Source organism: Pseudoalteromonas rubra (genome assembly GCF_001482385.1).
GTDB classification, from domain to species: Bacteria; Pseudomonadota; Gammaproteobacteria; order Enterobacterales; family Alteromonadaceae; genus Pseudoalteromonas; species Pseudoalteromonas ardens.
The window spans coordinates 4,454,968-4,481,925 of sequence record NZ_CP013611.1 but is presented as its reverse complement, the minus strand read 5'-3'; the positions used below and the strand labels follow the sequence as shown (position 1 = coordinate 4,481,925).

General features: G+C 44.4%; 21 protein-coding genes and 1 other RNA gene. 4 read left to right on the top strand and 18 right to left on the bottom strand.

What is annotated here, in order from left to right:
- Position 1 precedes the first annotated feature (1 nt).
- From cas6f to AT705_RS19220, 4 genes are all read right to left on the bottom strand, one after another.
- A complete protein-coding gene (gene cas6f, locus AT705_RS19235) occupies positions 2-595 on the bottom strand; it encodes a type I-F CRISPR-associated endoribonuclease Cas6/Csy4 (protein ID WP_058797827.1) in 594 nt (197 codons plus the stop codon).
- Positions 592-1,614, bottom strand: coding sequence for a type I-F CRISPR-associated protein Csy3 (gene csy3, locus AT705_RS19230; RefSeq protein WP_058797826.1), 1,023 nt, complete (start codon positions 1,612-1,614; stop codon positions 592-594). Before csy3 ends, cas6f begins: the two co-directional genes overlap by 4 nt.
- Positions 1,614-3,266, bottom strand: coding sequence for a type I-F CRISPR-associated protein Csy2 (locus AT705_RS19225; protein WP_237113752.1), 1,653 nt, complete (start codon positions 3,264-3,266; stop codon positions 1,614-1,616). The genes csy3 and AT705_RS19225 overlap by 1 nt, the downstream gene beginning before the upstream one ends.
- Before the next feature lie 402 nt (positions 3,267-3,668).
- A complete protein-coding gene (locus tag AT705_RS19220; protein ID WP_058797824.1) occupies positions 3,669-4,847 on the bottom strand; it encodes a TniQ family protein in 1,179 nt (392 codons plus the stop codon).
- Positions 4,848-5,303: 456 nt separating this feature from the next.
- On the opposite strand from AT705_RS19220, the gene AT705_RS19215 reads away from it, so the two are divergent.
- Complete coding sequence (locus AT705_RS19215) at positions 5,304-5,990, top strand: DNA-methyltransferase (protein WP_058797823.1); 687 nt, start codon at positions 5,304-5,306, stop codon at positions 5,988-5,990.
- An 8-nt stretch (positions 5,991-5,998) separates the two neighbouring features.
- Here the strand turns inward: AT705_RS19215 and AT705_RS19210 are convergent, their stop codons facing one another.
- The 4 genes from AT705_RS19210 to AT705_RS19190 form a co-directional block, all read right to left on the bottom strand.
- Positions 5,999-6,313, bottom strand: a complete 315-nt coding sequence (locus AT705_RS19210; protein WP_017216068.1) for a helix-turn-helix domain-containing protein — start codon at positions 6,311-6,313, stop codon at positions 5,999-6,001.
- A 771-nt stretch (positions 6,314-7,084) separates the two neighbouring features.
- Positions 7,085-7,804: an antiviral RADAR system accessory protein RdrD gene (gene rdrD / locus AT705_RS19200; protein WP_058797821.1), complete on the bottom strand. Its 720-nt coding sequence runs from the start codon at positions 7,802-7,804 to the stop codon at positions 7,085-7,087.
- A 15-nt stretch (positions 7,805-7,819) separates the two neighbouring features.
- Entirely contained in the window at positions 7,820-10,555 is a 2,736-nt protein-coding gene (gene rdrB, locus AT705_RS19195; protein WP_058797820.1) for an antiviral RADAR system adenosine deaminase RdrB, read from the bottom strand.
- Positions 10,555-11,670: a hypothetical protein gene (locus AT705_RS19190; protein ID WP_058797819.1), complete on the bottom strand. Its 1,116-nt coding sequence runs from the start codon at positions 11,668-11,670 to the stop codon at positions 10,555-10,557. Before AT705_RS19190 ends, rdrB begins: the two co-directional genes overlap by 1 nt.
- Before the next feature lie 114 nt (positions 11,671-11,784).
- On the opposite strand from AT705_RS19190, the gene AT705_RS19185 reads away from it, so the two are divergent.
- Positions 11,785-12,699, top strand: coding sequence for an IS5 family transposase (locus tag AT705_RS19185; RefSeq protein ID WP_058795072.1), 915 nt, complete (start codon positions 11,785-11,787; stop codon positions 12,697-12,699).
- Between the two features lie 33 nt (positions 12,700-12,732).
- On the opposite strand, the gene AT705_RS19180 is transcribed toward AT705_RS19185, so the two are convergent.
- From AT705_RS19180 to AT705_RS19160, 6 genes are all read right to left on the bottom strand, one after another.
- Positions 12,733-14,289 carry a P-loop NTPase fold protein gene (locus AT705_RS19180; RefSeq protein ID WP_058797818.1) on the bottom strand — a complete coding sequence of 519 codons (1,557 nt, stop codon included), beginning with the start codon at positions 14,287-14,289 and terminating at the stop codon, positions 12,733-12,735.
- A 303-nt stretch (positions 14,290-14,592) separates the two neighbouring features.
- Entirely contained in the window at positions 14,593-15,606 is a 1,014-nt protein-coding gene (locus tag AT705_RS19175; RefSeq protein WP_058797817.1) for a TniB family NTP-binding protein, read from the bottom strand.
- 2 nt (positions 15,607-15,608) lie between these two features.
- Positions 15,609-17,450 carry a Mu transposase C-terminal domain-containing protein gene (locus tag AT705_RS19170; RefSeq protein WP_058797816.1) on the bottom strand — a complete coding sequence of 614 codons (1,842 nt, stop codon included), beginning with the start codon at positions 17,448-17,450 and terminating at the stop codon, positions 15,609-15,611.
- Positions 17,440-18,069, bottom strand: a complete 630-nt coding sequence (locus AT705_RS19165) for a TnsA endonuclease N-terminal domain-containing protein (RefSeq protein ID WP_058797815.1) — start codon at positions 18,067-18,069, stop codon at positions 17,440-17,442. Before AT705_RS19165 ends, AT705_RS19170 begins: the two co-directional genes overlap by 11 nt.
- 130 nt (positions 18,070-18,199) lie before the next feature.
- Positions 18,200-18,296: signal recognition particle sRNA small type (ffs, locus tag AT705_RS25000), an RNA gene on the bottom strand.
- A gap of 157 nt (positions 18,297-18,453) precedes the next feature.
- Positions 18,454-19,359 carry a DUF3014 domain-containing protein gene (locus AT705_RS19160; RefSeq protein WP_058797814.1) on the bottom strand — a complete coding sequence of 302 codons (906 nt, stop codon included), beginning with the start codon at positions 19,357-19,359 and terminating at the stop codon, positions 18,454-18,456.
- Between the two features lie 438 nt (positions 19,360-19,797).
- Between AT705_RS19160 and AT705_RS19155 the strand changes: the two genes are divergently transcribed.
- On the top strand, positions 19,798-20,943 hold the full coding sequence (locus AT705_RS19155) for a patatin-like phospholipase family protein (RefSeq protein ID WP_058797813.1): 1,146 nt from the start codon (positions 19,798-19,800) through the stop codon (positions 20,941-20,943).
- Between the two features lie 13 nt (positions 20,944-20,956).
- Here the strand turns inward: AT705_RS19155 and AT705_RS19150 are convergent, their stop codons facing one another.
- Positions 20,957-22,957: a monovalent cation:proton antiporter family protein gene (locus AT705_RS19150; protein WP_058798055.1), complete on the bottom strand. Its 2,001-nt coding sequence runs from the start codon at positions 22,955-22,957 to the stop codon at positions 20,957-20,959.
- 205 nt (positions 22,958-23,162) lie between these two features.
- Between AT705_RS19150 and AT705_RS19145 the strand changes: the two genes are divergently transcribed.
- Positions 23,163-24,059 carry a GGDEF domain-containing protein gene (locus AT705_RS19145; protein ID WP_058797812.1) on the top strand — a complete coding sequence of 299 codons (897 nt, stop codon included), beginning with the start codon at positions 23,163-23,165 and terminating at the stop codon, positions 24,057-24,059.
- A gap of 159 nt (positions 24,060-24,218) precedes the next feature.
- Here the strand turns inward: AT705_RS19145 and AT705_RS19140 are convergent, their stop codons facing one another.
- From AT705_RS19140 to accA, 3 genes are all read right to left on the bottom strand, one after another.
- On the bottom strand, positions 24,219-24,560 hold the full coding sequence (locus tag AT705_RS19140) for a hypothetical protein (RefSeq protein WP_058797811.1): 342 nt from the start codon (positions 24,558-24,560) through the stop codon (positions 24,219-24,221).
- Positions 24,535-25,890 (bottom strand): tRNA lysidine(34) synthetase TilS, encoded by a 1,356-nt coding sequence (tilS, locus tag AT705_RS19135; RefSeq protein WP_058797810.1) that lies wholly within the window; start codon positions 25,888-25,890, stop codon positions 24,535-24,537. Before tilS ends, AT705_RS19140 begins: the two co-directional genes overlap by 26 nt.
- 101 nt (positions 25,891-25,991) lie before the next feature.
- The gene (gene accA / locus AT705_RS19130) at positions 25,992-26,948 is read right to left on the bottom strand and encodes an acetyl-CoA carboxylase carboxyl transferase subunit alpha (RefSeq protein ID WP_058797809.1); all 957 of its coding nucleotides are present in this window, start codon (positions 26,946-26,948) and stop codon (positions 25,992-25,994) included.
- Positions 26,949-26,958 lie beyond the last annotated feature (10 nt).

The window sequence follows — 26,958 nt, the reverse complement described above, 5'->3', positions numbered from 1 at the left end:
TTTAAAAGGCTAATAGCGGAACACTGCCTTGGTGCTCTTTGTTTGTTGCAAAGCCGTAGCTGTTAAAAGTGTTTTGTATTGAATCTGTTGGCTCTAACCTTAAGTGCAATACAAAGTCGTTTTGGTTGCTTTTGCTGGCGATGGGTATTTTATGAAATGCGCTAATTTCTGTGTCAGTCGGCACGTACTGAGGAATGTACTCTTCACCGCGTGCTTCGGCTCTGCGTTTCGCGCGTTCCATTCGGCGGCGCTTTTCACCCATGAACAACTTACCTAGGCTTTGGTCGCGAATGATACGAACTTCCGTCGCATCAGCTGGTACAGTCTTGATAGCAGAGATTTCAAACAGCTTGTCGTGGGCCATCATTTCAAAGTAGTTTTGCTGACTTAGGTTTTTAAGTACGGCTTTATCTTCACTTACAAAAGCTATCTGATTGCCTAGATGTTTGTCGGTCCATTTGGGGAAGCTTACACCAATGTGGTTGCAGCTTCGTTTGTTCATAAAGCCGTGCAATATGCCAATACAGCGGCCTGCTAATAAGGTCACATCACAATTTTCTGGCAGGTAAGTAATGGTGAAATATGCTCGGCTCATTCTTTGGTCCTTTGGAATAACCCGCCTTTGATTAAAACGGCTGCTATGTAGTGAATATGGCTGGCTTGCTCTTGGTTTTTTAGGCCGTTTTGCTCCATTTCTTTTACGTATAGCGCCACTTTTTGTAGCTGTGAATAAAAGTCTAATCGGTTGCTTGGAGCGCGTCTGGCAATCACGTTTTTGTAGTCTGCGCCGTATTCGTGAACTCTTAGCCTCTTGTTTGAATCTTCATCGTACCAGTCATCAATCATTTGAATGGCAGCCCCCACCTTTTGTGAGTGAAAGCAGGCTGCGTCTTTACCTGCTACTTGGGTATAAACGTAAGCTCTTGCTACGTCATCGTTTTCTGCGAATGATTGGCTTGGGTAAATTTCTTGCCCAAAGTAGGTGTCTAGCTTGGCGGTTACTTCTAAAAAGCAAAAGCTATATGGGTCTTCTAGCCCTGATTGGATCACTTCTGTGAGGGTATGCAGTGCATCTTCAGCCTCGCGCCATTTGCCATCCCAGCGCAAACGGTTGGCTTTGGTGATACTGATAGGTTCAAACCCTTCGCCAATTATCTCTAAATCTACATTGGGTGATGTTTTGTTTCGCCATAACCATTCACACATGAGAATGTTTTTAGCGTAACGCTTTGCCAACTCAGCAAAGCCACCATGTTGCTTATAGGTGTTCATAAATCGCGTTAGCCAGTAACTTACTTTTGGCTCACCACATACATTCGGTTCTAGGCTGTTTGCTTCTACTCTGAGAGAAAACCGACAATAGAGTTGTTGCACTGTAGGTGGCACATAACAAAGCTCTATGGTATGCGGATTACCAAAGGCCAAATCTTGCGGTGCAAGTTCTTTGGGTGTGGCTTCATTTTTATAGGCTTCGGCGAAGCCTGACTTTTGACCTCGGATTTTTTGCCGCTCAATTTGTAGTGGCTCAAAGTCGCTTTCGGATGTTTTATAAAAAAACACCGCCTTACCTGGCGAGAGTGATCGGGTGTATGTGAGCTGGCGCGGGAGTTTCATTAGTCGTACTCAAACTTGGCTTTTTTCATAAGCATAGATGCTTTTTTGCAATGCATGGCCCAAAACCCGTGATTAAAAAAATGCCGAGCGCCAGAGAGCCGAACCGTGACCGCATCTACACATTCAAGCAACCCAATAACAGGTTCAACATAGCAATGTAACTGGGTGATTGAGCCTTGCCTTGGCTTTGGTTCTTCAAGGGCTAAGTAACCCAGTGCAGCTGGCCGCATAGTTGGTCGTAGTGTTAACTGCTCAGCCAGTTCCTCAAAACTGCTTACCTCGACCGAGGTTGGATAAAGCCACGAACCACCTTTAGGTAACGAGCGGATGCGCTCAAATAATGCCAGTGGTTTTGTATAAACTTGGCACCAATCAATTTGATCATATAACGATGGCGGATGAAGCGTACCACCCGCATAGCGGGATGGAAATGCCGCTTTCAGCAGGTTTTCAGACAAGTCGTTAGCAACGGCTTGATTGTTGGTTTGCACTCTAAATACTAAATCAAAACATATATCGCACTTGGGTATTTGCATAATTGCCGAACGCAGCGGCACACGCTTTTGACCGTCTTTTTTGAGTTTGTTGGGCTCTGGTAACTGCTTGTTGTTGTGCAATTGGTAAGAGCGAACATACACGGCCACACCGATCACATGTACGCCACTGCCTAACAGCTTTTGCAGCTTGCATTGAAATTGATGCCCCAACCCCTCAAGCGCGGTGATTGATGGCATACCCATTATGTAAGGATTCGGCATTGCCTCGGCGTTGTAGACGCGCAAATTCTGACAATGCACGTACTGAATATGCTCCGCCTCAAATTCATCTGCTTGGTTATTTTGATGCGATAGCACATAGCTAAGTTGCGCTTTTAAAACAGGCATTAGTTCTGGATGATAAGCGTAACGCTTTAAGTATTTAAGTCCACTCATCTGCCTGTTTAGCTCTTGGCTTAAAACAAGCTCTGATCGTTTGTATTCCTGCGTGGCTAAAAGCTTTACAGGCTCTGGATCTGAGTTATTTATCGCTTCGTTTTGCGCCAACTTTATAAGCTTTTCCAACCATCCATAAAGTGCTGTTCGTAACGTCTTAGTTGCAGCAATACGTGCCAAGCGCTTTTGCCTAAGCGTATTAAACAGCTTTGACTTTGATAGCACCAGCAAAGCCTCACTCACTGTTTTGCTATTTAATGCCGACACATTAAAAAGCCGTTGCTCGTCTTGGCTGTAGTAGTCGTTAACGGTTCTAGATCTATAAGTTTTGGCAAAGTACTTAAGCACATTCACTCTGCCGCCCTGTGCGCTTGGCAGCTCTCCAATATTTGCAGGGCGATTGTGTTCAATAGCCCCGCGTTTAAGCAAACCGCCGCGCGTTGCTATTTGCAGTGCAGCTAAAACTGCATGGCTCACAACGGGGGAAATACTTAAGTAGTCATGTTCAATTGGAATAAGTAACTGAGGGGTGTAATTACTAATTTGCTCGGGCAAGTCTTCACTAAGGAGCTGTGCGGCTATTTGCTCACACACTGCTACCACATCCTTTTTTAACAAACCAAGCTCTCTAAACTGCGCTACCCAAAAGCCTTCTTGCTTAGCAAGCAGCTGTGCCAAACAAACATATTCACCACGCCAAACAACGCCTGTTAAAAACAACTTAGCATGATTGATTTTAGCACTGTTGTGTGACCAGCCGAATTGTGTTGGGTAACTGGCACTGCTGACTACCCTAAGCCCATCATCAACCACATGCGCCAATAACCTTTGGTGGCTGACACGAATATCAGGATACTTTAAATTATGAGTATGATACCACTTCACTTCATCAATACAGGTTTTAAGGTGTTGCTCATCACGCAACGCGGCTTTGGCGACACTTACACTCGTTAAATCTTTAATGTCTTTTCGCTTGTAGGTAAGGTTAATTAAAATCACCAACGCCTGAGGTTCACTCCCTGTAATATCAACGTGTTCAGAGTATGGTGCAAATGCGGCTCGTAGCGTTTGGGTAAGCTCTTTGGTTGAGGTATTTTGAAGTAGTCTGTACAGTTCCATTGATCACCATGGTGGTACAAATTGTTGTTGATTATTAGGTATGTTCGGTGCAAAAGACTGTTGTAGTTCAATGACCTGCCTAAGGTAAAACACGTTATTACTCGGCTTTAAAAACGTATTTTTTTTGGGTGGTTGAGCAGCTGCTAAAAAGCCCTCTTCGTACAACCTAAACACTTGCTCAGTACTTGTGCCAAGAATTACGGCTGCATCGAGCATTGAGAGTAGTAGATCACCTAAGTTTGGATGCTTTTTCTTAGGGTTTTGCTCAACGAGCTTGATTAAAAATGCAATGATGGCCAACTGCACCGTGTTATAGCCTTGTGAGTCAGTGCTGGCCAATTTGCTGTCTTTAAGCAAGCTACCAAATACGTCACGAAATGGCGTGTGGTTGAAAGGCCTCAACTGTTTAACTATAGCAAGTTCAATGATGTTACTTAGTTCATCCTCAAACCCGTTGGGCCAGTTAGAAAAGTAGCTGACAAACAGCTCACTGAACTCATCGTCATCAAAACTGATAGATTGTCCCTGGCTAAACCAAACCAAAAGTCCAACGAGCTTTGCAGCAGCATTACCTGCAAGCGCATTTGCCAATTTTAAATCTGCTTGGTTTGCCTTTGGGCCTTGCTTGATGGCAGCACCACATTCACACTCAACAAACGCCTCAGACGCTCGGTAATCAATTTCAGCATCACATTTCCCACATATTCTGGTTAATTGCTGATTGTGCTTGTGACAGGCTTTATAGGCTCTTAAATGCCAGAGGTAAGGTATGTGCGTATCTCGCTTTAAACATTCAGTGCAAACAGGTATGCCAGACTTGCGAAGCAACTGACGAGGCACCAATAACCCACCACGAGAAACCGCCGTGATAGCGCCAAACTGTGTATTGCTGCGAAGCCAACATAAATTAAGCAACCCAGACGCTTCAACCCCTGACAACTGCGCAACCAACCGCAGCGCACGAACCCGAAAGTTACTTGATTGCGATGCCTTATACACATCAACCGAATGCAACTCGTTTGGAAAAGCCCCCTCCAGGTCGTGATCTTGTGTAACCAGCCAGTCCCACAAAATATCAGCCATATCAGCAAAGCCAAGGTAGCCATTGTCTTGTGACAAACGAAGCAAATAGCTTTCAATGGTTTCGTCTGGGTAAGGAGTTGTTTGGGAGAGGAATTGCATTTCAAACCTAAACTAAGGATTTCTTAGCTTAGGTTTAGCTGAAAGAAAACCAGTTGTCAAAAGACCATTATTGACTTAGATCACCCCCCCCAATTATTACATAGTAGTAATATAATTATAACTTAGCTATCTCTAAGGATGTATTGAAAGCGGTTGAAACTAGTGAAAACTCATAGATCAAAATAAGGAGGTCTAGATGGTCTGCAATTGTTGTGGAAAGAAGCTAAATAGTGGAATGATCCACGTAAACGACCACAATGGTCAAAAATTTAAATCATGTCCGCACTGCTCAGATGCTAATGGTTCTGAACACGTATACCACCCTTACCCAAATAACTTCGGAAAAACTCCGGCAAGAAAAACAGCTCGCAATCCGGATGGCGATCAAAGCTACTGTATCGATTGTCGACACCTAGCTAAAGGTAAAGCATCAATCGCATTCACAAATGGGCGAACATGCGGATCGTTCAATTGAAATCATCACTACAAGTTTATAAAAACGATTCAGTGAAATGGTTATCGACACTTTCAAACGAAAGTGTCGATTTAATTATCACTGACCCACCCTATGAGTCGCTAGAAAAACACCGCAAAGTTGGAACAACCACAAGGCTCAAACATAGCAAAGCATCCAGCAATTCTTGGTTTGCGATATTTCCTAATTCACGCTTTGAAGAGTTACTTGTCGAAATATACCGCGTGCTTAAGAAGAACTCTCATTTTTATTTGTTTTGTGATCAGGAAACTATGTTTGTTATCAAGCCAATAGCTGAAAAAGTCGGCTTTAAATTTTGGAAACCAATCATCTGGGATAAGGTATCCATTGGTATGGGGTATCACTATAGAGCCCGTCACGAATACATCCTTTTTTTCGAAAAAGGAAAACGAAAGTTAAATGACTTAAGCATCCCTGACATACTTTGTCATAAAAGGGTTTTTAAAGGTTACCCTACCGAAAAACCCGTTTCTTTATTTGAAGTACTGATTTCACAAAGCAGTGTTGAAGGCCAACTTGTTGCTGATCCTTTCTTTGGCTCTGGCGCATCTTTAATTGCAGCAAATAATCTCAATAGAAACAGTGTAGGGTGCGATATTTCTGATGACGCTCATGCCTATCTGCTGGATAGAAAGGAACGCAAATAATCTGGCGATTAGCGTTCCTCATTTCTATTTAATCTAATGTGCTCCAAGAGCGCTTTACGAGAGTCTGAATTGAGCTTACCTAACTCACAAATCAATTCAGCCAGATCATCTTCTTCACAATAAAAATAAGCTACAGGCACTCCCAACTCGTCTGCTATACGCTTCATTGTTGTAAAGTCTGGTGCATGCTTACCTTTTTCGTACTGGTTCATTCTTGCGCTGGCCGTGTTGGGCTCCATACCTAAAGCAATGCCTAGCTGCTGTTGCGTGTAGCCAGCTGCTTTACGGGCTTCTTTTAGGCGTAAGGGCGTTGGTGATTCCATGAGTACCTTAGCTACTAACTTTAATAGCTAAGATTCTCTTAGTATAGCGCCCACTTTGGTACTAAGGAATACTTAGCTTTAACTTACGCAATTTCTGATGCTTTCTAATGCTTTTTAACTTTTCCATTAAATTATAATGAGCACAAGAAATGAATAATACTCGTACATGCACTCACGGTGTTGTGCCGAACTAGTAGCTAAAAAGGGCGAAGTAGTGATCATTCCAAGGTGTAACGCGCAGTTTTGGGAGGATGGACATGCTCGGCAACAGCACGGTCATTTTAACTAAGCATATAGGTAGTAATGAGTCGAAAAAGTGTGTGAACTACCACCAATATTCACTGACGGAAACGGTAATACACCGGTACAAGCAACTCATGGGTGACAAATTGGTGAATCGCCTATTCAATCAGCGACATGCACCAGCGATGATCAAAGTGAAAATGAACTAAACCCTATATAAAAAAACACCCTAACCATGGAGGAAACTTATCAAAAAACGGAATATAAATTTTCCTAATACGAATACAAACAAGTTTACACCCAGATAATAAACATTCATCCGAAACGCGCAAGTAAACTAGCTAACTATGAAATCAACTGCTAACGTGTCACACGAATTGTTGTTTAAGGGGAGTAACAATTATCTCCCTCTTTGGCTTCGACCTCATGCCATTTTTGCTGTGTCAGAAGGGTACAAAGTTTCGCCATTCACATTCCAAACAGCTTTAACTGGGTTCTAAATTGAAAATTCAAACTAAGCTCGTAATTTTAAGCCTGCGGTTTCAATTTCTCAACTTGACTTAATATATAGAAAGAATCAGAAACTGTATCATTATATTTTTGACTTTCGAATTGTTCCAAAATACCTATGTATTCCAGAATATTACGCTCGCTAAATTCAACTCCAAGACTTTCTCTGGCTAGATTTAGTTCGATCAACCCTTGCATCTTTGACGAAAATAATTTGAATCTATCGTTTTGTCGTGTCCAACCAAGCGTTCTATCAACAAGAAGAGGCAAAATACACAAAGGTGCAAAAACAACGACCCCTAGCGCGATTGCATGTATTTCGTAATAAATCAATGCTGAAATAGAGTAGATGGTGGCCATCATCAACAAATTAAAAGCGAGTTTATGTAATAACCTCGATGTTTTACTCATCCCCTCGTATTTTAGGCCTACAAATACTAAATGAACTAAAACAACGGCGAATAACGAGCAAAGCACATCTTGGGATATGTAAACGGAAAAAGGTAAACTTGGGACTAAAGAGGTCACGGCTTTACTCCCTATGTCTTTTACAAACCCCAACGCAAATATAGTTGAATAAAAAACTAGCATTGGAATAGTAAACAGAGGAATACGACGTATCACGTAACGCTGCCAATAACTTGCTTGCTGCTTTGAGTCAAATTCCTTCTTTTTGGCTGCTATCTTAGTTTGCAATTCGTCGTAGGTTGATATGGGCTTATTATCTTGATCACTCATTACAGCTCACTCTTATTAAATGGGTTCAAATACAGGTAGGTGATTGCGGTGAAATTGTTCTAATCCAAATTGCCGGATAGACTCTAACCAACGTTCTGCAACTGTACTTCCGATGCCCTGTTCTACTGCGGCCTCCCGTAGCAACATATACTCCGTGCGAAGAGTTGTAGGCATTATCCCAGGATCATCCGTATTGACTAACACTTTGACTGGTCCTTTGCGCAAACCAAACCGATTAAACATGTTACCATTCATCAGAACGGATTCATCGGGAGGGTTCCAGCGAAATATAGGATGTTCTTTGTGACTGTTTAGTCTTGCAATATAAACGTTTGAGGTAGGGTTAGTTTCGATAATAATACCCAGACTATCATATTGTGTGAGCAGATAGTCTTGGATTGCCGCCATAAACTCAAGCTCAGCTGGAGTATCTATGTCCTCAATAATTTTTTTGTTTTGGTTACGTCCTAATTGGCTTCGAGAAGATGGAAGTCCGATATTGTTCTGAGCCTCCCATTCATTTGCTACTCGGACAATTACCATAGCATCAGCCTCGTCACTGAGTAAACTTGAATGTCGACTCTTATAAATAATGGATGCATATTTTTCATCGTCGCAAAGACGCGCCCAATCAGGCAAAGCAATCACCTCCATTGCTGACATTGGTTTGTTGCCATGAAGTTTTTTCAGCTGGAAATAACAGTTTCTTCTTAACAACCAAGCTCGATATAGAATATCTGGCGTCAACTTATCCTTTTGAGCATCAAATAGATGAGCCTCGGATTGTGACTCAACCTCGTCATGAAACTTGGGCTGTTTTAACCAACTAACTTTATTGTAAAAGCGAACTATTCGCCGTTCGAGCAGCGGGATCACTTGTTGTGCGAGCGGAAGTTGAGTGCTTAAAACCGTTGCGTAGTGCCACATCCAGACTAAGTTGTCCAAATGCTCATCAGCATAGAGTACCATTTCACCCTGTCGTTGCGCCCATTTGGCTGGTTCAATACCAAGTGCTAACGCATGACCAAGTCTATCGCCCTCTCGCATGTCACAAAAACGAACAGTTTCATCAATGTGTCGCATGCCCGACAGTGGGTGTGCGTAATCTTCTCCCGCATGAATGCTAAAATGAAAATCCTTGCATGCTGTTTCAGTTGCACTTTTTGAATGTAATCCTGATCTTAACCAACGTAACATTGGTGCAAAATACTCAATTTTGAGAGCATTTTCATCACCTGCTACATCTAGGCCTCGAAACCACCTATTTGGTTGAAAATGAAAGCTTGGATTTAACTTACCTCCCAGAAAGGTAGATTCACTCCAACCAGATTGCGAATTTAATTTACGAAGTAATTTTGCTGCTTTCTTCCAATTCTCTTTTAAATCAGCTTTAGGCCTTTTTCCTATTCCAGCTAATTGTGAACGAGAAAAGTGGCCACAATAGTGCCAACGCTCTAAACTATCAATATAACGACGAGTACCTTCATTTAAAACAACTTCATGTTCCCCAAAGATGTACGGAGCTTTGGGTATTGTAACGTTTGAAGAAGAAAGGAGTGCTTGAGAAAAATTTTCTATACTTTTTTCTGTGAATGAAAAAAGTCCAGACTTAATTTCCGCAACATCACCTTTTCCTGCAAATATTCGGCGAATATTATCTTGATAAGGCTGGCCAACTTTACGTAAATAGCTGCCATTATAAGTTTCTACAAAACGCGAGAGCCCCTGACCATCCATAATCAAACGGCGTCTCAGCGCATTCATCGTTTGCCAAAAACAAAGTATTGCAACTCGGGTGGATTCAAAAGTACTGGAACTTTGATAAATAAAACTCAAAAATACATGCAACCACAACCAGCAATTTGCCTGTCGTTGACAAATTGCCTTCGCAAATTCAACCAGTAGCCATTGTAAGTTTAATTCGTTAATATTGTGCGGCAACTTCGCTATCAGTTCCCAATCATTACTCGTTCGAAATGACGCGTCACGTTCCTTTAACCAATGACTGAACGAATTAGCCTGCTCACTCTTTAATTGCTTATCTGGGCTACAATTGGCCGTCTTTGCAAAGCTAATAAGGTCAGCAAATAGGGTTCTAGCTCGGACTAATAGCTCGTCTGTCTGAGCATCGCTTAGCTGACCGTTAGCCAAAACCGCATTCCCGTTTTTTAGCGGCTTAGATTGGAACAAAATTTCATTAAAAATAAGACTCTCAGTGGTAACACCCCAAACATGAACATGGCCCTCAGCAAAAGGCTTCGCCGAATTTGCAGGAGGGGCAAAAAACGGCAATTGAGCATTAATAACCCGCCTAATATCGTGGATTTGGGGTATTGGATTTTGCTGTAACCAATCTGCAAGTTGCCAGCCTACTAATAACGAAGGATCAAGCTCTGCGGCAAGGCGCACATAAGCTTGGGTCTTTGACTCTCTAAATTGCAGGTAATCACCATTGCGTATCAATAACGTATCTGCTAATTCGTCCAGCCATGGCAAATGAGAGCTAACAAATAAGCCAGCATGGCACTGCTGACCCATTAGTGCTCGGATGTCATTAAGCCTAAACTCCCGAGGATAACGTGTATCAACACTCGATGTTAGCAATTGATAGCATTCATTTTGTAGCAATTGCCAGATGTCATTAAATGTATCGTCTTGTGATGAATGCAAAAACTGCCAGAGGTGTTTTGCTACCTGCTCATCACTATAAAAACAACCTGCCGCGTGCTCACTTAATTGACGGTGTAACATCAGTCACTACCTTGTTCTGGAAAACACTCAAAACCCGCGTCTTTAAATGTGTTTGTATATTTGTCTTTAAACTCTTTTTCCAAAACTAGTAGGCTTGCTTGGAACTTATCTCGGTCCCACTCCTGAGCTTGCATCATTTTCTTTATAAATGTCTTACTAAGTTGTTTTGGAGGTGAGTCTAAACCGAACATTTCACTGACTCGCTCTTTAAATCTGTCTCTCTCTTTAACTGTTGCTCCTGTAGTTTTCTTCGTTTCGCTTTTAGGCTTACTTGTTTGTATTTCTGAACCTTGAAACCATTCTTCTTCTTCCTCTACTACATCCTCAATCCATGCTCTTAATGGATGTCTCGATAATACATAAGTAACTGTCCTGGACAACTCACCAAATCGCTCTCTCTCGGCGACAGTTCTAGAGCTTTTAGTTGGTGAAAATGGTCTAATGTTCAGATTAAAGTGATCATTACTTTCAAAGTTTTTCGCCGATTTAAGATTATTTGTAGCAACTACTTCAGGCAAGCCAAACAATCTCCCTTTTTCAAATGAGCCAAAAGCAGACCATATTAAATAAAATGACTTGGCAATTGCTTGCACTGCTAAATTTGCATTTGTTGAATCATTAACGTAAACCTTGTCTCTTATCCCTTGATTAAAAACTTTATTAAATACTTGATAAACTAGCCAAGGTGACAGATTTAGTTGGTCAACTTTGTACTCATTTCTCCACTTTTCAATTTCAAGCGTTAGCTGGGGCAATAGTACGTTAATACTTCTGTCCGGCTGTCGTAGCTCCCCGTCGTTTGACTCTTCGTTACTTTCGTTATCTTCCTCATCAACAATTAGCGTATTGGCAGGAGCCAAAGCAGAAGCTGAATGGAATGGAGCCTGTCTAATCACTCGCTCAAGATCCTCGAGCTTCGGTGTATAAACTAAACTAGCAATAATGATTTCAAATAGTCTTCCGATGTTTAACATATCGGACTGTTTAGCTCTCTCAAAAAAATATCGCTGCGTGCATAATGAAATCAACAAAATAGCTTTATCTGCTACATTCGCATTCTGCTCCGGGTTGTTTTTAACTTCATTCCAATAGTTCCATCCCTTCTTAGTTTGCACACCAACATCAATGATAGGGAATGAAACTATTGTCCGTTGGCGTTGTTTCCTAAATCATTGAACTAATTTAGCCTTATGTGATCAGATCTCGAAAGCAAACACAGAGGCTGAACTTTGAAAGAAAAGCGTATCACCAACTGGCGCGAATACAACAAAGCCCTTATCGCCAGAGGTAACATCCAACTTTGGTTTTCCGAGGACGCGATTGAACAGTGGAACAACACGCAACATCACGGCGGTAAAGGCCGGGCTAATCATTTCTCTGAACTGGCAATTGAGACCTGCCTGACTTTGCGGGCTGTATTTCGCTTGTCTCTTCGAGCTGCACAGGGTTTTGTTTCGTCACTAATATCAATGATGAAGCTTGATTTGGATACGCCAACTTATAGTTGTTTGTGCAAGCGTAGTGCAGAGCTGGCAGTTCGCTATAGGCCACACTCCAGTGCATCCGGAGGCATTGATATTGTGGTTGATAGCACTGGTTTGAAGGTGTACGGAAATGGTGAGTGGCATGCAAGAAAACATGGTGCAAACAAGCGCCGAACATGGCGAAAGCTACACCTGGCAGTTGATCCAGATACACACCAAATCGTAGGCGCTGAGTTGTCCACAGTGTCTGTAGCTGATTCAGAAGTTTTGGGTGACCTACTCAGACCATTGCGCAGGAAGATCAGCTCAGTTAAAGCAGATGGTGCCTATGATACCAGAGGCTGTTATGCCGAAGTAGCAGCTAAAAAGGCCGAAGCAGTGATCCCACCAAGGAGTAACGCACAGTTGTGGGAGGATGGACATGCTCGCAACAGCGCGGTCATTTTAACAAAGCATATAGGCAGCAGTGAGTGGAAAAAATGTGTGAACTACCATCAACGTTCACTGGCGGAAACGGCAATGTACCGATACAAACAGCTAATGGGTGACAAGCTGGTCAGTCGTGGATTCAATCAGCAACACACTGAAGCGATGATCAAAGTGAAAGTACTCAATAGAATGACTAGGCTAGGTATGCCTGAATATCAGGGAAGCAGTTGAAATCTCGGTGTTACCTAAGTTATCTGGATTTGATCAACAAGGCCTTGTCCGTTTATCTTTAATGGGGTCAAACCACAAATCTGGTAGTTTTTTTAAAAGTTTTTGGCTCCAGTCAGACATATCATAAGGCTTGTCAAATAATTTAAGCTCACCGCAGTTATGAGTTAATGGCTGAAACAATGGGGTAGAAAAAACAGAAGTAAATTGGCTTTTTTGTTCTTTTAACTCAAGCCAGTGCTCTTTTGCAAGCAATGTCAAATAGTGAGAGCCCGCCTTTGGCTCATATTGAAAATATGTCTTGAGCTTATGAACCCACTCTTTTGTCAGCGAAGCATGTTTTCCACTAAATTCCTTAAGCGCACTTTTTGGTTCTGATTCAATCTTTTCAAATTCTTTGTAAGCCTCATCATATTTTCTGTCTACTCTTTTAGTCAATTCGGCATACTTGTGTTGAAATTTATCTACTGCGGAAAGGTTAGTCTCTGGCATTTGCCAGCGCTGTTTAATGGCTAGTTGACTTTGCTCAGCAGTGACCTCATTAGGCAATTTAGATATTAGGTCCCCGCAATGATTGATAAATTGAGTCAGTGCACGTATTGATGGTACAGGTATATTGAGTTTACTATTCTCCAAGCCATTTACAGGGCCAGCCAAGAAAATTTCTAACCAAGCAATAAAGTTCGGTAACGGCATACCAGTATCAGTACCCAATTTTATCTCTGTATTAGCCCAATAGGTCTCGACTGCTGGCATGCTTAAACGGCGTGGTAATGGCAAAATCTTACGTTGGTATTCGTTTGCTAGTTCTTGCGCAATATTGAAGGCCTGTAACTCCTGATACGAAGAATCCTTCGTCAAACGGCCATGAAAATCACGCCAACAAACCTCATCATAGAGTTTTCGATCTCCGCTGACGATAGGTAATACACAAGGCGCCACTAAATAGCGGCGTATAATCTCTAAATTTTCAAATGCGAGGTTTAATGAGGTATCAACATCATCTATCGGTAACACCAATAAATGTTTGTTTAAAAGCTTTAGAGTACTTTTAAAAAAGTCAGTGACACAATTAACCAAATGTTTGTTGCCGTACAGTGAGCGAATTTTATCCATACCGCGTAAGTCTTTTTGGTCGTCGACAGACTCTAAGGCACTTGCGAGCTTTTCCAATGTATGAGAGAAACTACCATCTTTATTTGCATTGCCTGATTGTGCTTTTTTTATATCCTCATCATGGAGAATTGCAGCCACAATAACGTGCAAAAACAGTGATTCACCGTCTTCAAGTAAAGTAGGATCGATAGGCTCTAATATATGAACATCGTTAAGTAGCTCAGGTTTAGTAGTTTTAATGTAACTTTTTAAGTTCACTAAAATAGATGTTTTGCCTGAACCCCGCTCTCCATCGATGGAAATCGCTTTATGGCTTCGCTCTGATTTGTTGTAGTCTTTGTCTACAGACTTAGCTTCATCCCTCGCAATGTCGATGAAATTAACTAAGTCATCATAAATAGGTCTAGGTAAAATCGTTTCTGGTTTGATTTGTTCTGCTGATTCTGATTTATCTAGCGGAATGTACGTTGTTGTCATCGCAAAATCCTTGTATGTACTGTGAACTTAAATAACCAAATAGTTCAACGAGATATATGCGACAACAATATAACAAAAAGCTGAAATAACAAAGCATTATGTGGCTGAGATAACGACCATTGTTGGTGGTTAATCTTAAAAAGCAAAAGTCCCATCGAGATGTTCGATTAAAAATAAAAATTAGTGTTAGCTTTTTGTATTTCAGAAGAAATTTACCTTGCTAGTCAGGCTTTTTAGTTACATGGGCGCTTTTTTACGTTGATATAAACAATCATTTGCGCCGATAACGGAGCTTTTTACAGGTTACTTTTTAAGCAGCCTTACCAACGGCACTTTCTTACAAAACTGGGGCGCTATAAATGGGTCTTCGTCTTGAGGCCCATCAGGTTTAAACGTGGAATACTGTTCTACCTCACAACCTTGAATCTCATTCACATTCATCTCAAACACATTGCCGAGCTCTGGCCGCCAAGCCTTAAACGCAGAACTTAAGCTTTGCTTGTTTAGCGTTACTGCATCACTAATGAGTGCTTCAGTAAGTGCTGAATCTAAGAAGTTTTTCAGCTTTCGAAGGCAGCCATTTGAAATGGCAAAAAGTGATAATGCGATACCCAAATCCTCAAAACGAGGCTTGTCTGAAAATGGCAGTCGATTTGCAAACCCTTTAAGCACACGAATAAAAAGTTGAAGCTCTTTTTTCTCTGATATTTTAAAGTAAGGAATAAAGCGGCGAATAAAAATCCGTGATGACCACTGAGGCTCATCGGCTATTTGATCTATCCAAGGCATACCGACTAATACAATGGAGATCCCTGCTTTTTCATTGATGTATTTAAACTGATTCGCAATGTCTCGGCGCTTTTTACCTAGATTGTTTTCAACAAGCTCTTGAAACTCATCAATAATAATTAGCTCTGTACCTGAACGCTTTAATTGCTCGACTAAGCTTTCAGCGAGCGCTATTTCATTGCCATGTCTAAGTCGTTTGCTAGATTTAGCACCAAACTGTCCTAGGTCGTGCAGCAACTGCTTTAAGGTGGATTCAATTGATGGGTTACTCGGTATTCGGCTCAGCAGTACGGGGACTTTCCGTCTACCGTCAACATAATATGGTGAGTTGTTATCGTAGTAATGTTTAATCAATGCAGATTTACCACAGCCAGTATCACCACTTAGCATCATGCATGGCTTTTCACCTGCCAGGTCATGGTGCAAACGCAGTTTGTCAAAATCGTTTATGATGGTCTTTGGTATGGTGTATTCAATAAACACCGCTTTGAATTGATTGAGTTTTGCCTTTTTAGCCTCGGTCAGCATACCTAAAACGCCTCAAGATCTGAGACAAAGTCATCCCAGTTATCATCGTCTTTTTTATGCTTAATGTCAGCGGGGGTTGGTTCGGCTTGCTTTGTTTCAGACATTTTAGCAATGGATTTGACTTGAGTATTATCTACGCCCTGCGCCCGAGCAATTGCTTTGGTGCCAGTAACTTTGGTTTTTGACCCTACATTTTTAAGCTGTCGCGCTTCTTCTTTCACTCGCTCATTAATAAATTGCCGCGCCTTAGCAAGCCCCAATAGATCCACTTTGCCTTGAATGTAGTCTCTGTGAAACTTAAGGTGGATTTTATGCCTGATTAGCGACAAACCCATTGTGTAGCCCTCTGAGTCAATGCTTGGCACTTTTATATAGTGCTCTAGCGCATCTAAGTAGACGTATACATACGACAGATCATCTGGGTTTATTTTAACCTTAACCTTTATGCTCTTTTTGGGGCTGTATCGCTTGCGATATGAAGAGAGTTCGTCGCTATCGTAATTAATATGCAGATTTTTAATACCCCCTTTGCGCAATGTTTTCTCTTTCGCCATACACATAACAACATCAAGTTTGTCTGTATCTTGTTCCGTTAACTGTGCAGGAGGCAGTGCAATAAACCCTTTGTTCCACTCTTCATTGGGGATATATCTAAATCTCGCGTCAGTGGATTGATGATAAACATCAACAATCCATTTATGGAATAGCATGTTAAAGGTTTTGAAACGCAATATGGCATCTTTTTTCGGGTTATAGTCATGCCTTGCGAGCATGTTTGAGAATGTTTTACCGGGAAATGGCGAAAGCATCATTTCGTTAATGGTTTTAAAAAACTGCTCAACGAAGGGTTTAAGCCAAGGTTTGCCAACAGGGTTATAGCTAATATTTATCCCAACCTCTTCACAAGCAAGCTCTAATGACTGACACCAAAATTCGGCACCATTATCAACCACTAAAGTTTCTATCTTCCCACAACATGGCCATTCATTTACGACTTTTGGATAGGTACTTTTAAGATAGCTTTTAGGCTTCATCGCATGACTAATCGCTCTGCGCACAGCATCATAGCCAGGACTCTGAAAACCAAGGTAAAAGCCAACAACGCAGTGGCTATAAACATCAATGAGCAAGGTTAAGGTTGGTCTTCCCAATGGCACATCAAGTTCATCGTCCAATAGAATGAGATCCAGTGGTGTATGGTCTATCTCAACTCGTTCAAGCACTCTGGTGGGCCTTTTATGGCTCATCACTTTGTTGTATTCAATATCCGCTAAACGTTTGCCATAGCGTTCAACCATCACCTCATACTGGGGCAAGTTATCAATGCGGTTTTTAAACGCTTTATAAGTGAGTGGCTTTAGTGGCTCACCTAACACTTTGTCATTTTCTAAAACGATTTGATCGCAATAGTATCGATACGCTGACGCAACAGACGGCATTTCTCTGGTTAAATAACGAGTTAGAGCTAGCTCAAAGAATTTGTCTGTGTCGGTGCGGGCTTGGCGGTTGCCCTTGCGATGATGCTTTGGGATCAAAGCATGAATGTCTTCCTCGGCTTTAATATAATCAGCATGCCACCCAGCAACAGTGCGCCACTTTGGCTTTTCTTGCCCAGGAAGTTCAGGCATTTCAGCCAGTAGTGGTGCTAAGTTTTTCTGCGTCCAACCACCAATTAATCGCTGTTTAAGCCACTTGACATATTTAAGTCGTGCAAGCGTAGCATCCTGCACTTCCATAGGCAGTGACTCTAAATCACGAGGTTGAACGTTAGGCTCTGCTGGTTTGGCAGTTTCAACTAACTTTTGCGGTGTTTCTTCAAAGTTAAACTCGTCTTCAAACTCCATCTGCCCAAATCACCGATTCTAAGGTAAGTTCTGTGTTTAAGTCTGAATTAACACTGCCTAAAGACAATAAACGATATACCGAGGCAAGCACCTCACCGATAGAGGCTTTTAGGGTCATTACCAAATCTTGAATAGTAAGTTTTTGCCACTGATTAAGTAGCTGAATGATGGAAAGCTGAAGATCGGTTAAAGACTGAAAGCCTGAGTAACGATGCAGCAACTTTAAATTATCTAAGGTTGGATAAACACGAATTTGTTTGTCAGTGACTAATATCAGCTCAATGCCCATTTGTTCTTTGGCAACTAACTGTTTTTGCGCAAAGCGCGCCCTAAATTCAGGATTTGCGATTTTACTGTAAGGCTTAATTTCAATATATTTTTGCGGCTTCTCATGATGAGTAATTAAAAAGTCAGGCGTGTAGCGGCAAGTTCTATCGTCAAACTCATACTCAAACCCTAATGGTTGAGCTTCAAAGGATTTAATTTCGCGAGAGTATTCAAAGTGAAAGCACGCATCGAACTCTAAGGATGATTCAACTAAGCAAATGGCTTTGTTCTTTTGACTTGCAAACTTATATAGATTTTTGATTCTGGAATGTTTGAGTTTACGCCTGATCATAACCATCACCGAATATGCGAGACGATCTAAAAGTAGGCTATGCAGGGTTATAATTCAATTTTTATGCGGGGTTTTACTACAAATTTGCAGACTTACACTTCAAACAACAACTTTGGAGTTTGGGTGGCAGTCTTACCAGCCACATCCCGGCACACGAGTCATCCGCTGTGGCTGCTTCCTTCCGGACCTGACCAGGTTCACGAACTATCGTTGCGAGAGGACCAATAAGACTACCATTGAGGGCCTTGTTTGGCGCGGGAGGGATTATCGCGAGTTTCGCGTCTGGTTGCAAGGGGAAATATTAAAAAGCCCGGCTAACTGCATAGTGAATATACAATTAGACGGGCTTTGCTGTTTTGGTTGGTTTTTTTCTTCGGTTTTAGCTTACTTTGCCAGCGCGACTTTTAGGTCTTGCAGACGTTTCTTCATCTTTTTCATGTTTTCCGGGCCCATGCGCAGGAAAAGTTTTTGCGCATCAGACAACTGCTCCCATTCTGCATAGGCATATTTGTAGGTCACAGACTCTTGTAGCAGTGGCAGGCTGGTTTCCGGGATTGGGGTTTCCAGCAGCTCGCCCAAAGCTTCTTGTAAGGTCAGGTCGAATTCGCTGCTGTCGTAGCCTATTTCTTCATAGGCTTCACCTATCAATGGTCTGAATTTGTTATAAGTACGCACCAGCTGCGCAGTACTCATGGCATTAAGCATGTTCACATAAGGCGTGTAACGCTCGAAGCTGTTTGGGTCGGTGATGATGATGTCATCTTCAATAACCATAAAGCGGTCTTTGGGCTTACTGACCGGGAAGTGCTTTTTAGCCACTTTACCCTGTGCCAGGTTATCGACAAACACCACGCTACGGCGGATCATGTCTTCGGTTACCACTAAATCCATTGCGGTATCGTTCAGGTAATTCGCAATTTGCTCGCTCAGGGCCACGTCACTGTCGTCCAGCGATGGTAGTGGTGCAACAACAGGTTGCTCAGGCTCACGCTGTGGCAGCGGCTCTGGCTCGGGTTCAGGCATAGGTTCAGGCTCAACAACCGGTTCTGGTTCAATGGACTCTTCGACTTCCTGCACGGGATCCGGACGCGCGGTGTTAACCACTTCCGCCTGGGTTTCCTCCGGTATGACGACATCCTGTTTAAATTTTGTGTTTTCCTGCTGATTATCCCGGTTTGAAAGCACAAATATGGCCACAATAACGAGGGCTATGACCACGCTTACGGCAAGCAATAAGTGGCTGTTAGACGGCTTGCTTTTCCTTGGTTCTGCTGAGTTGTGCTCTGACATGGAAGCTCCATTAATTTTTCTAAACGAATAAGTTGCACGTACGGTGATTAAAATGCCATCAAGGCATATCGCCGCATAGTAAGGCTACAAAAATAATCTATAATATACAAAAGATTATAGCTTATTGCTGGTCGTTATTACGACCTTTGCAGCTGCAACCTATGGCATTTTTAGTCTCTTTAAACGCGTATACTCACAAATGCATCCAATATTGGTGAGTATCCATTAAAAGATATCGCATCCGTGACAAGGTGCAATACCAATTCGTGCTTAGTGAGCATATGGACTCAATATGAATCGCCTATGAATTTGTTCCCAAGCCGCGATATGTTGCTATTTTACTAAGTTAAACAAATCGTTATAGTAACCGTATCAAACCAGTACTGGCTGGCAAATATTTCTCAAATCAACCCACCATGTAAGCGGTTAAGGAAGCATATGAGTAAACATCACAGTTCGCGTTCATGTCCTCGTTCGGCACTGCTGCTAACCGGTGGCGGGGCCCGTGCAGCCTACCAGATTGGGGTGTTGAAAGCGCTGGCACACAGCCTGCCCAGAACCGCCCCGCTGCCCTTTCGCATTATTAATGGCACTTCAGCGGGCGCCATTAATTCCGCCGGTCTGGCCTGCTATGCCTCGAATATGCATCTGGCGATACGCAAAATAGAGTCAATCTGGAAGAACTTTCATACCGATATGGTTTACGAGAGCGGCTTTGTGGGTGCATTTGGTCATATTCTGGGCAACATGATGCGCAGCTTTCAGGCTGAATATATCAACCAGCCCCCCGCGAGCCTGCTGGACAACACACCACTGCGCCAGCTGCTGAATGATGTACTCGACCTGTCCCGTATCGACCGCCACATTCAGCGCGGCTATCTGGATGCGCTATCGGTGACGGTATCCAGCTACTCAACCGGCCGCTCGGTAGCATTTTATCAGGCGAAAGATGCGCGCCCCTGGCAACGCGCCAAGCGCATTGGTGTGCCCGACCACATTACGCTGGACCACCTGATGGCCTCCAGTGCCATTCCCATGGTATTTCCCAGTGTGCGGGTTCGGCACCATTATTACGGCGATGGCTCTATCCACCAGCTGTCACCACTAAGCCCTTCAATCCATCTGGGCGCCGAGAAAATTTTTGTCATTGGTGTTGAGCAGCCCAAGATCCCCACGCCCATTGGCTATGAGCCGCATTTTCCCGGCATGTCGGTGGTTGCGGGTCATTTGCTCGATAGCGTATTCAGCGATACGTTACAGTCAGATCTGGAGCGTATGGAGCGGGTTAACCGCACCGTGGGATTACTGCCCGCCAGAGACAAACACAAAGAACTTAAACACATCCAGACCCTGGTGGTTAACCCCACCCATAACTTCAATGAACTGGCGCTGCATTATTACGATGAACTGCCGATGGCCATTAAACTCTTATTGCGCTCCATCGGGGTTAAACGGCACTCTCCGTCGAGTTTAACCAGTTACCTGTTATTCGAAAAAGCCTATACCCGGAAGCTGATCGAGTATGGTTATCAGGATGGACTGGCCCGGCTGGATGAGATCCGGGCGTTTCTGGAGCTGGATTAACCTAAGACCTGCGTTATGGCAGGCCATCTAACAAAAATTGCTCCGCGCGCTCTACCCGGCGTGGCTTGCCTTTGAGCAGCAATACATCACTGGCACACAGGGTGATCTCTTCATCGGGCATAGAAATTTCTTCGCCGTTGCGCCGCAGCGCTTTCACCACCACCTTGTGCCGTGCCAGATCCAGCTCAGCGATTGATTTGTCCACCGCAAAGGCTTCGTCCGGCAAGGCAATAGCGTGCAGGTACTCAAGCCGGTCTGAACTGTAACTTGATCCTTCAGCCCCCGCGTACTCTTTCATTTCCTGGCTGTCCCCGGTGAAAAAACCGTGCAGATATTCGTAGCGATTTTGCCTTTCTATGCTCACCCGCTTGAGGATCCGCCGCATGGGTACGCCAGACATATACAATACATGCGACACCATCATCAGGCTGGCCTCCAGTGACTCTGGCACCACCTCAGTGGCTCCGAGTTCTTTGAGCGCCTCAAGATGGGTATCGTCCTTCATTCTGACCAGAATTTTAACCTCAGGCGCAAAGCGTTTAACCGCATCTATAACCGCTTGCGCTTTGTCGAAGTCATTTAGCGACACTATCACCAGCCGGGCCTCACTGACATTGGCCGACTTAAGCACTTCGTGCTGGGTCGGATCACCAAACACCACGGGCTCCCCTGCGGTCAGCGCCTCCTGAACAATGGCCGGGTTGCGCTCCACGGCAATATAAGGAATGGCTTCCGGACGCAAAAAGCGGGCTATGGTCTGGCCGACGCGGGCATAGCCAAAAATCACCACATGATTTTTAATTTTACTGGAGGTAATAAAACCCTGCTCGTGTGGCTCTGGCCGACCTTCGCTGTCTATGCGTAGCAGCTTGATGAGCCTGTCTGTTTCGCCGATCAAATACGGAGTAAGTGCCATAGACAGTACCCCCAGCGCTATCAGGAACGACGCCACTTCTGCACTGAGCAATTGGTGTTTGCCGGCCAGAGCAACCAGTACAAAGCCGAACTCACCCATCTGCCATAGCAAGATCCCGGCTGCAAAAGCGTCTTTTCGACGCTCTCCCATCAATTGTGCCAACAGGAAAATAATGGCCAGTTTGAGAACAATGAGCAGCGCCAGCACCAGCACGATATAAATAAAGGACTGGATCACGTAAGACACATCCAGTTGGGTGCCAACGGTAACAAAAAACAGCCCCATCAGAATATCGCGAAATGGCCGGATCTCGGCTTCCAGCTGGTGCCTGAACTGGCTCTCGCCCAGCATCATTCCCGCCAGAAATGCGCCTAACGCCATAGACAAGCCAAATGCATAAGTCAGTGCACCCGCACACAGCGCGACCACTAAGGTGGTCAGTACGAATAGCTCATCGGTGCGTGCCATGGCCACTTCATTAAACACTTTGGGCAAGACCCATTTGCCGATGGCCCATAACAACATACACACGAATGCGCCTTTGGCGAGTGCCAGGATCAGGGCGCCCACCAGCACCTGGTTATCAGACTGACTTAATAAAGGAATGGTGATCAGCAAAGGTACCACAGCAATGTCCTGGAACAGCAACACCCCTACCGCCAGCTGGCCCCGACGAATATTCAATATTCCCCGCTCTTTGAGTTCTTTAACCACCACAGCCGTTGAAGACAGCGCAATTAAGCTGGCGATGATCAGTGCCTCTATCCAGTTAAACCCCAGATACTTTAATATCACCGCCAACACCACAGTGGTGACCAGCACCTGCAAACTGCCCAGACCAAACACCACGCTGCGCATGGCCATTAATTTAGGAATAGAAAATTCCAGACCAAGACTAAATAGTAAAAAAACGATGCCCAATTCGGCAATCAGCTGGATCTCGTGACTGTTGCTGATCCAGCCAAAGCCATAGCTGCCAGCTAGTAGTCCGGTCAGCAGATAAGCCAGGATAGGTGGCAGCCCAACCCGCTTAAATGACCACACCAATACTACGGCGCACAGTAATAAGGCTATCAACCCGGCAAACTGACCTTCCAGGGCGGCAACTAACGTACTGGTGACATCCTCACCTAAAAACCCGGCAAAATTTTGCTGCAAACCGCCTCCCAAGCGTCAATAAAATAGTGTTGAGCAATTTTTATCCACTATTAAATATAGCAAGCAGCTGTTTTTCAGCCAGTTTAAATTTTTGGCATGAAACTCGCTTAGAACAGTTCGAATGTTGTACTTAGGGGAATACTAGATGGAAAATGTCCATATTTTGACTCAACGAGCGCCGACGCGCGGGGATTTTTTGCCGTTTAATGCACAAATGCAAATGTCACACGTCCCCGAAAACCCGATGAGTTTGACTGAAAAATTACAAACTACGCTGGATGTCAACGGGCTGCTCGACATCTTTGCAGGTTACATCAAGCGTATTATCAACCTGGCCGGATTACAGTTTCACTCCAGCGAAGGGGTGTTTCAGATGCAGCAGAGCAACAATCAGCTCAGCCCGTATACCTTTGATCTGGAGTTAAACAGCCAGCACCTGGGTCAGATTGTGTACTTCAGTAAATATCATCTCAGCGAAGCATTGCAGGCCCGGCTTATCCAGCTGCACACCTGCTTATTGTACCCGCTGAGAAATGCCCTGATGTATCAAAGAGTGCTGAAGCTGGCAACCAAAGATTCACTAACAGGCCTGTCGAACCGTAGCCAGTTTAATGAGTTTCTGGCCAAAAAGCTGGAGTGCAGCCGTCGTCATCACAGCAATTTTAGCCTGATGCTACTGGATCTCGATAACTTTAAACAAGTTAACGACCTGTATGGCCACAAAATGGGCGACAATGTGTTGATTGAATTTGCCCGCATTCTGGAGTCTTCGGTACGAGCGACTGATACGGTCTTCCGCTTTGGTGGTGATGAGTTCGCGATACTGATAGACGACCCGGCGTTTACCACCAATAAGGTGATTGCAGAGCGCATTATGGCATCCGTCAGAACCTGTACGATTATGAAGAATCATGACGTGACCACCAGTATCGGCTTTACACTGGTAACCAGCAAGGATTGCCCTAACGAAATTTTCTCGCGGGCTGATAAAGGCCTGTATCGCGCCAAGGACGCCGGTCGAAACTGCGCCCGTACAATCTAATCCAGACCACCTCGCCATATTGCGTCCCCTAACGCAATATGGCCTTTCTCCCCGTCTGCTTCAGGGACTTAATTACCTTACTAACAATGTCAAACACCACCCCGAAAGGTTAGTAAAAGGATTTCTCCACCTGACATTTAGCGTGTATTGCGGGTAACTTTAGTTGCGCAGCAAAACCAATTTATACAGCAATAACAATACAGAGAAGCCGCAAAAGAAGCTGTTGATCACCCAGGCCAGTGATAAAAAGTTCGGCAGGTCACTGAAGATGATTGCCAGCATGGGCGCACCCAGACCAAAGATAAAAAAGCTGCCACCTTTACCGTGCCAGTACGCCAGCAGCAATGCCGCACTGAGCGCGCCGATACTCAGACTGAGCACAACATTACCAATGTTCAGACCACCATTCATCACCAGAACAACAAACAAGGCACCACAGCCCAGTACTGCCCAGATGGCCTTGTTTGCCAGCGATTCACCGATTTTTTGTGTTTCTTGCATCTTCTAACTTCCAGCTAAGTCCCTGAGACGATGCATACGCCTCATTGACGAAAAACCCAACGACCTGCACCAGCTCGTCGTTATAATAAATCAAAGGCACGCGACTGCGATCCCAGGTGGGCACATCATAGTCTTTGAGCCAATGTTTAAGCGTATTACGGCCACTGCGTCCGGGCGGTTTAACTTTTTCATTCAGGCAATTAAACCGCACTGACACTTGCTCATCCGCACTCGGGTGACGAACCCCCTGACCTTCAATTACACTTAGGGCTGTATTGTCATCCAGCGCCACCCTCGTCAGGCCAACATCACACTGTGCTTGTCGCGGCGGCTGCTCGGTCACCCAATGTAATTGATCTCTGAAGCGCCGGACCTGCCCGCCAGACAGCGAAACCGTCATTTGTGCGTCAGCCCGTGCGTTAAGTGCCTGGCTAAGGATCTGATCAAGCTGCTTCTGCGATGGCATCTGGACACCCTGCTCCGCTAACCAGGCACGCACCAGATTTTGTTGCCGTAATGGGGCAAACTGTGCAAGGCGGCTAATACATAGACTCTGCTCACTGCGACATTGCGTCAGATCGGCCAGGGTGATTTCGTCCAGCAAGGCCTGCTGCCCCTGCAACAGCTCAACGGTGCGCATAACACTGGGAATAAACCCCGAAAAACGGGATTTTAGCAAAGGCAGTACCTGATTACGCAAGAAATTGCGATCAAACCGATCACTGAGATTTGACTCGTCTTCGATATGGGCAATGCCAAATGTCTGCGCAAACGCCTCTATGTCGGCGCGCTCTGATGACAACAAAGGCCTTAAACAGACTCGCCCTGATGGCAGTGTGCTGCTCGCATGCATAGCACCGAGCCCCTTCAGGCCTGAGCCCCGTTTCAGACGCAATAAAAAGGTCTCAACCTGATCGTCACCATGCTGACCGAGTACCAGTGCATTACCTTGATTCGCCCGTTTGTCCAGTGCGGCATACCGGGCTGCACGAGCCTGAGCTTCCAGGCTTTGGCGGCTTTGTGCCAAGACCTTGACGGAGACGGGGGTAAACTCAACTGCCAGTGCATCACACTGTGCCTGACAAAAGGCCTGCCACTGCAAAGAATTAGGCGACAAACCATGGTCAACATAGATTGACTGCAGGGCCAGATGAGAATTGATTTGCACGTAGTGATGACACAAGTGCAGTAGTACCATTGAATCGACACCACCCGAGAGCGCGATTGTGAGGCCACGTGGTGCCATATGCGTTTCATCACGTGCTACCTCATTTGCCAGTAAGGCGTCTAAGCTGGCAGAAAAACGTTTATAAAGCGGAGTCTGAGTCATAATCACGGGCGTTGTAGGTACTTAGGCAGTATTATCCCGATTTCGCAGGCACAAAAAAAGCCGCGATGCGGCTTTTTTCGGTTTTGCTGTGTCGCTCTGGTTTAGCAGTAACCAAATGACATCAGGCGCTGGTAGCGTTGTTCCAGCATTTCTTCTGTGCTGAGCGCTTCCAGCTCACCCAGATCACGCTTCAGCTGTGCTTTAAGGTTTTTCGCCATCGTATCATAGTTGCGATGTGCGCCGCCCATAGGCTCGTCAATAATGGTATTGATCAGATCCAGCTCTTTCACTCGCGTTGCCGAAACACCCATAGCTTCTGCCGCCAATGGGGCTTTTTCAGCGCTCTTCCACAGAATAGACGCACAACCTTCCGGCGAGATAACTGAGTAAGTGCTGTATTGTAGCATGTTAACGCGGTCACCCACACCAATGGCCAGTGCACCACCTGAGCCACCCTCACCAATTACGGTACAAATGGTCGGTACTTTCAGTGCAGCCATCACTTTCAGGTTGCGTGCGATTGCTTCACTCTGACCACGCTCTTCAGCGCCAACGCCCGGGTAGGCACCCGGCGTGTCGATGAAGGTGATAATTGGCATTTTAAAACGCTCAGCCATTTCCATCAGGCGCAATGCTTTGCGATACCCTTCCGGCTTAGGCATACCAAAGTTACGCTTGATTTTCTCAGCAGTATCACGGCCTTTCTGCTGACCGATGACCATCACTGGCTTATCATCAAAACGTGCTACACCGCCCAGAATGGCCGGATCGTTTGCGAACGTACGATCACCCGCAAACTCGTCAAATTCAGTGAAAATACGCTCGATATAATCGCGAGTATATGGACGAAGCGGATGACGCGCCAGCTGAGATACCTGCCAGGCACCCAGGTTGTCGAAGATCTTTTTCGTTTGCTCTACGCTTTTTTCCTTGAGGCGGCTGATCTCTTCTTCAAGGCTGAGATCAAGACTGCCAGAGCGGCTTACGTTTTGTAATTCATTGATTTTTGCTTCTAATTCTGCAATCGGAAGCTCAAATTCAAGATAATTGAGGCTCATGCTCTAAACT

Bases quoted from the DNA above. Each gene is read 5' to 3' on its own strand.
- AT705_RS19165 (WP_058797815.1), bottom strand. From the start codon at position 18,069: ATGATCAGGCGTAAACTCAAACATTCCAGAATCAAAAATCTATATAAG.
- AT705_RS19160 (WP_058797814.1), bottom strand. From the start codon at position 19,359: ATGTCAGAGCACAACTCAGCAGAACCAAGGAAAAGCAAGCCGTCTAAC.
- rdrB (WP_058797820.1), bottom strand. From the start codon at position 10,555: ATGTTACACCGTCAATTAAGTGAGCACGCGGCAGGTTGTTTTTATAGT.
- csy3 (WP_058797826.1), bottom strand. From the start codon at position 1,614: ATGAAACTCCCGCGCCAGCTCACATACACCCGATCACTCTCGCCAGGT.
- cas6f (WP_058797827.1), bottom strand. From the start codon at position 595: ATGAGCCGAGCATATTTCACCATTACTTACCTGCCAGAAAATTGTGAT.
- AT705_RS19170 (WP_058797816.1), bottom strand. From the start codon at position 17,450: ATGGAGTTTGAAGACGAGTTTAACTTTGAAGAAACACCGCAAAAGTTA.
- tilS (WP_058797810.1), bottom strand. From the start codon at position 25,890: ATGACTCAGACTCCGCTTTATAAACGTTTTTCTGCCAGCTTAGACGCC.
- AT705_RS19145 (WP_058797812.1), top strand. From the start codon at position 23,163: ATGGAAAATGTCCATATTTTGACTCAACGAGCGCCGACGCGCGGGGAT.
- AT705_RS19175 (WP_058797817.1), bottom strand. From the start codon at position 15,606: ATGCTGACCGAGGCTAAAAAGGCAAAACTCAATCAATTCAAAGCGGTG.
- AT705_RS19140 (WP_058797811.1), bottom strand. From the start codon at position 24,560: ATGCAAGAAACACAAAAAATCGGTGAATCGCTGGCAAACAAGGCCATC.
- AT705_RS19215 (WP_058797823.1), top strand. From the start codon at position 5,304: ATGCGGATCGTTCAATTGAAATCATCACTACAAGTTTATAAAAACGAT.
- AT705_RS19210 (WP_017216068.1), bottom strand. From the start codon at position 6,313: ATGGAATCACCAACGCCCTTACGCCTAAAAGAAGCCCGTAAAGCAGCT.
- AT705_RS19180 (WP_058797818.1), bottom strand. From the start codon at position 14,289: ATGACAACAACGTACATTCCGCTAGATAAATCAGAATCAGCAGAACAA.
- accA (WP_058797809.1), bottom strand. From the start codon at position 26,948: ATGAGCCTCAATTATCTTGAATTTGAGCTTCCGATTGCAGAATTAGAA.
- AT705_RS19220 (WP_058797824.1), bottom strand. From the start codon at position 4,847: ATGCAATTCCTCTCCCAAACAACTCCTTACCCAGACGAAACCATTGAA.
- AT705_RS19155 (WP_058797813.1), top strand. From the start codon at position 19,798: ATGAGTAAACATCACAGTTCGCGTTCATGTCCTCGTTCGGCACTGCTG.
- rdrD (WP_058797821.1), bottom strand. From the start codon at position 7,804: ATGAGTGATCAAGATAATAAGCCCATATCAACCTACGACGAATTGCAA.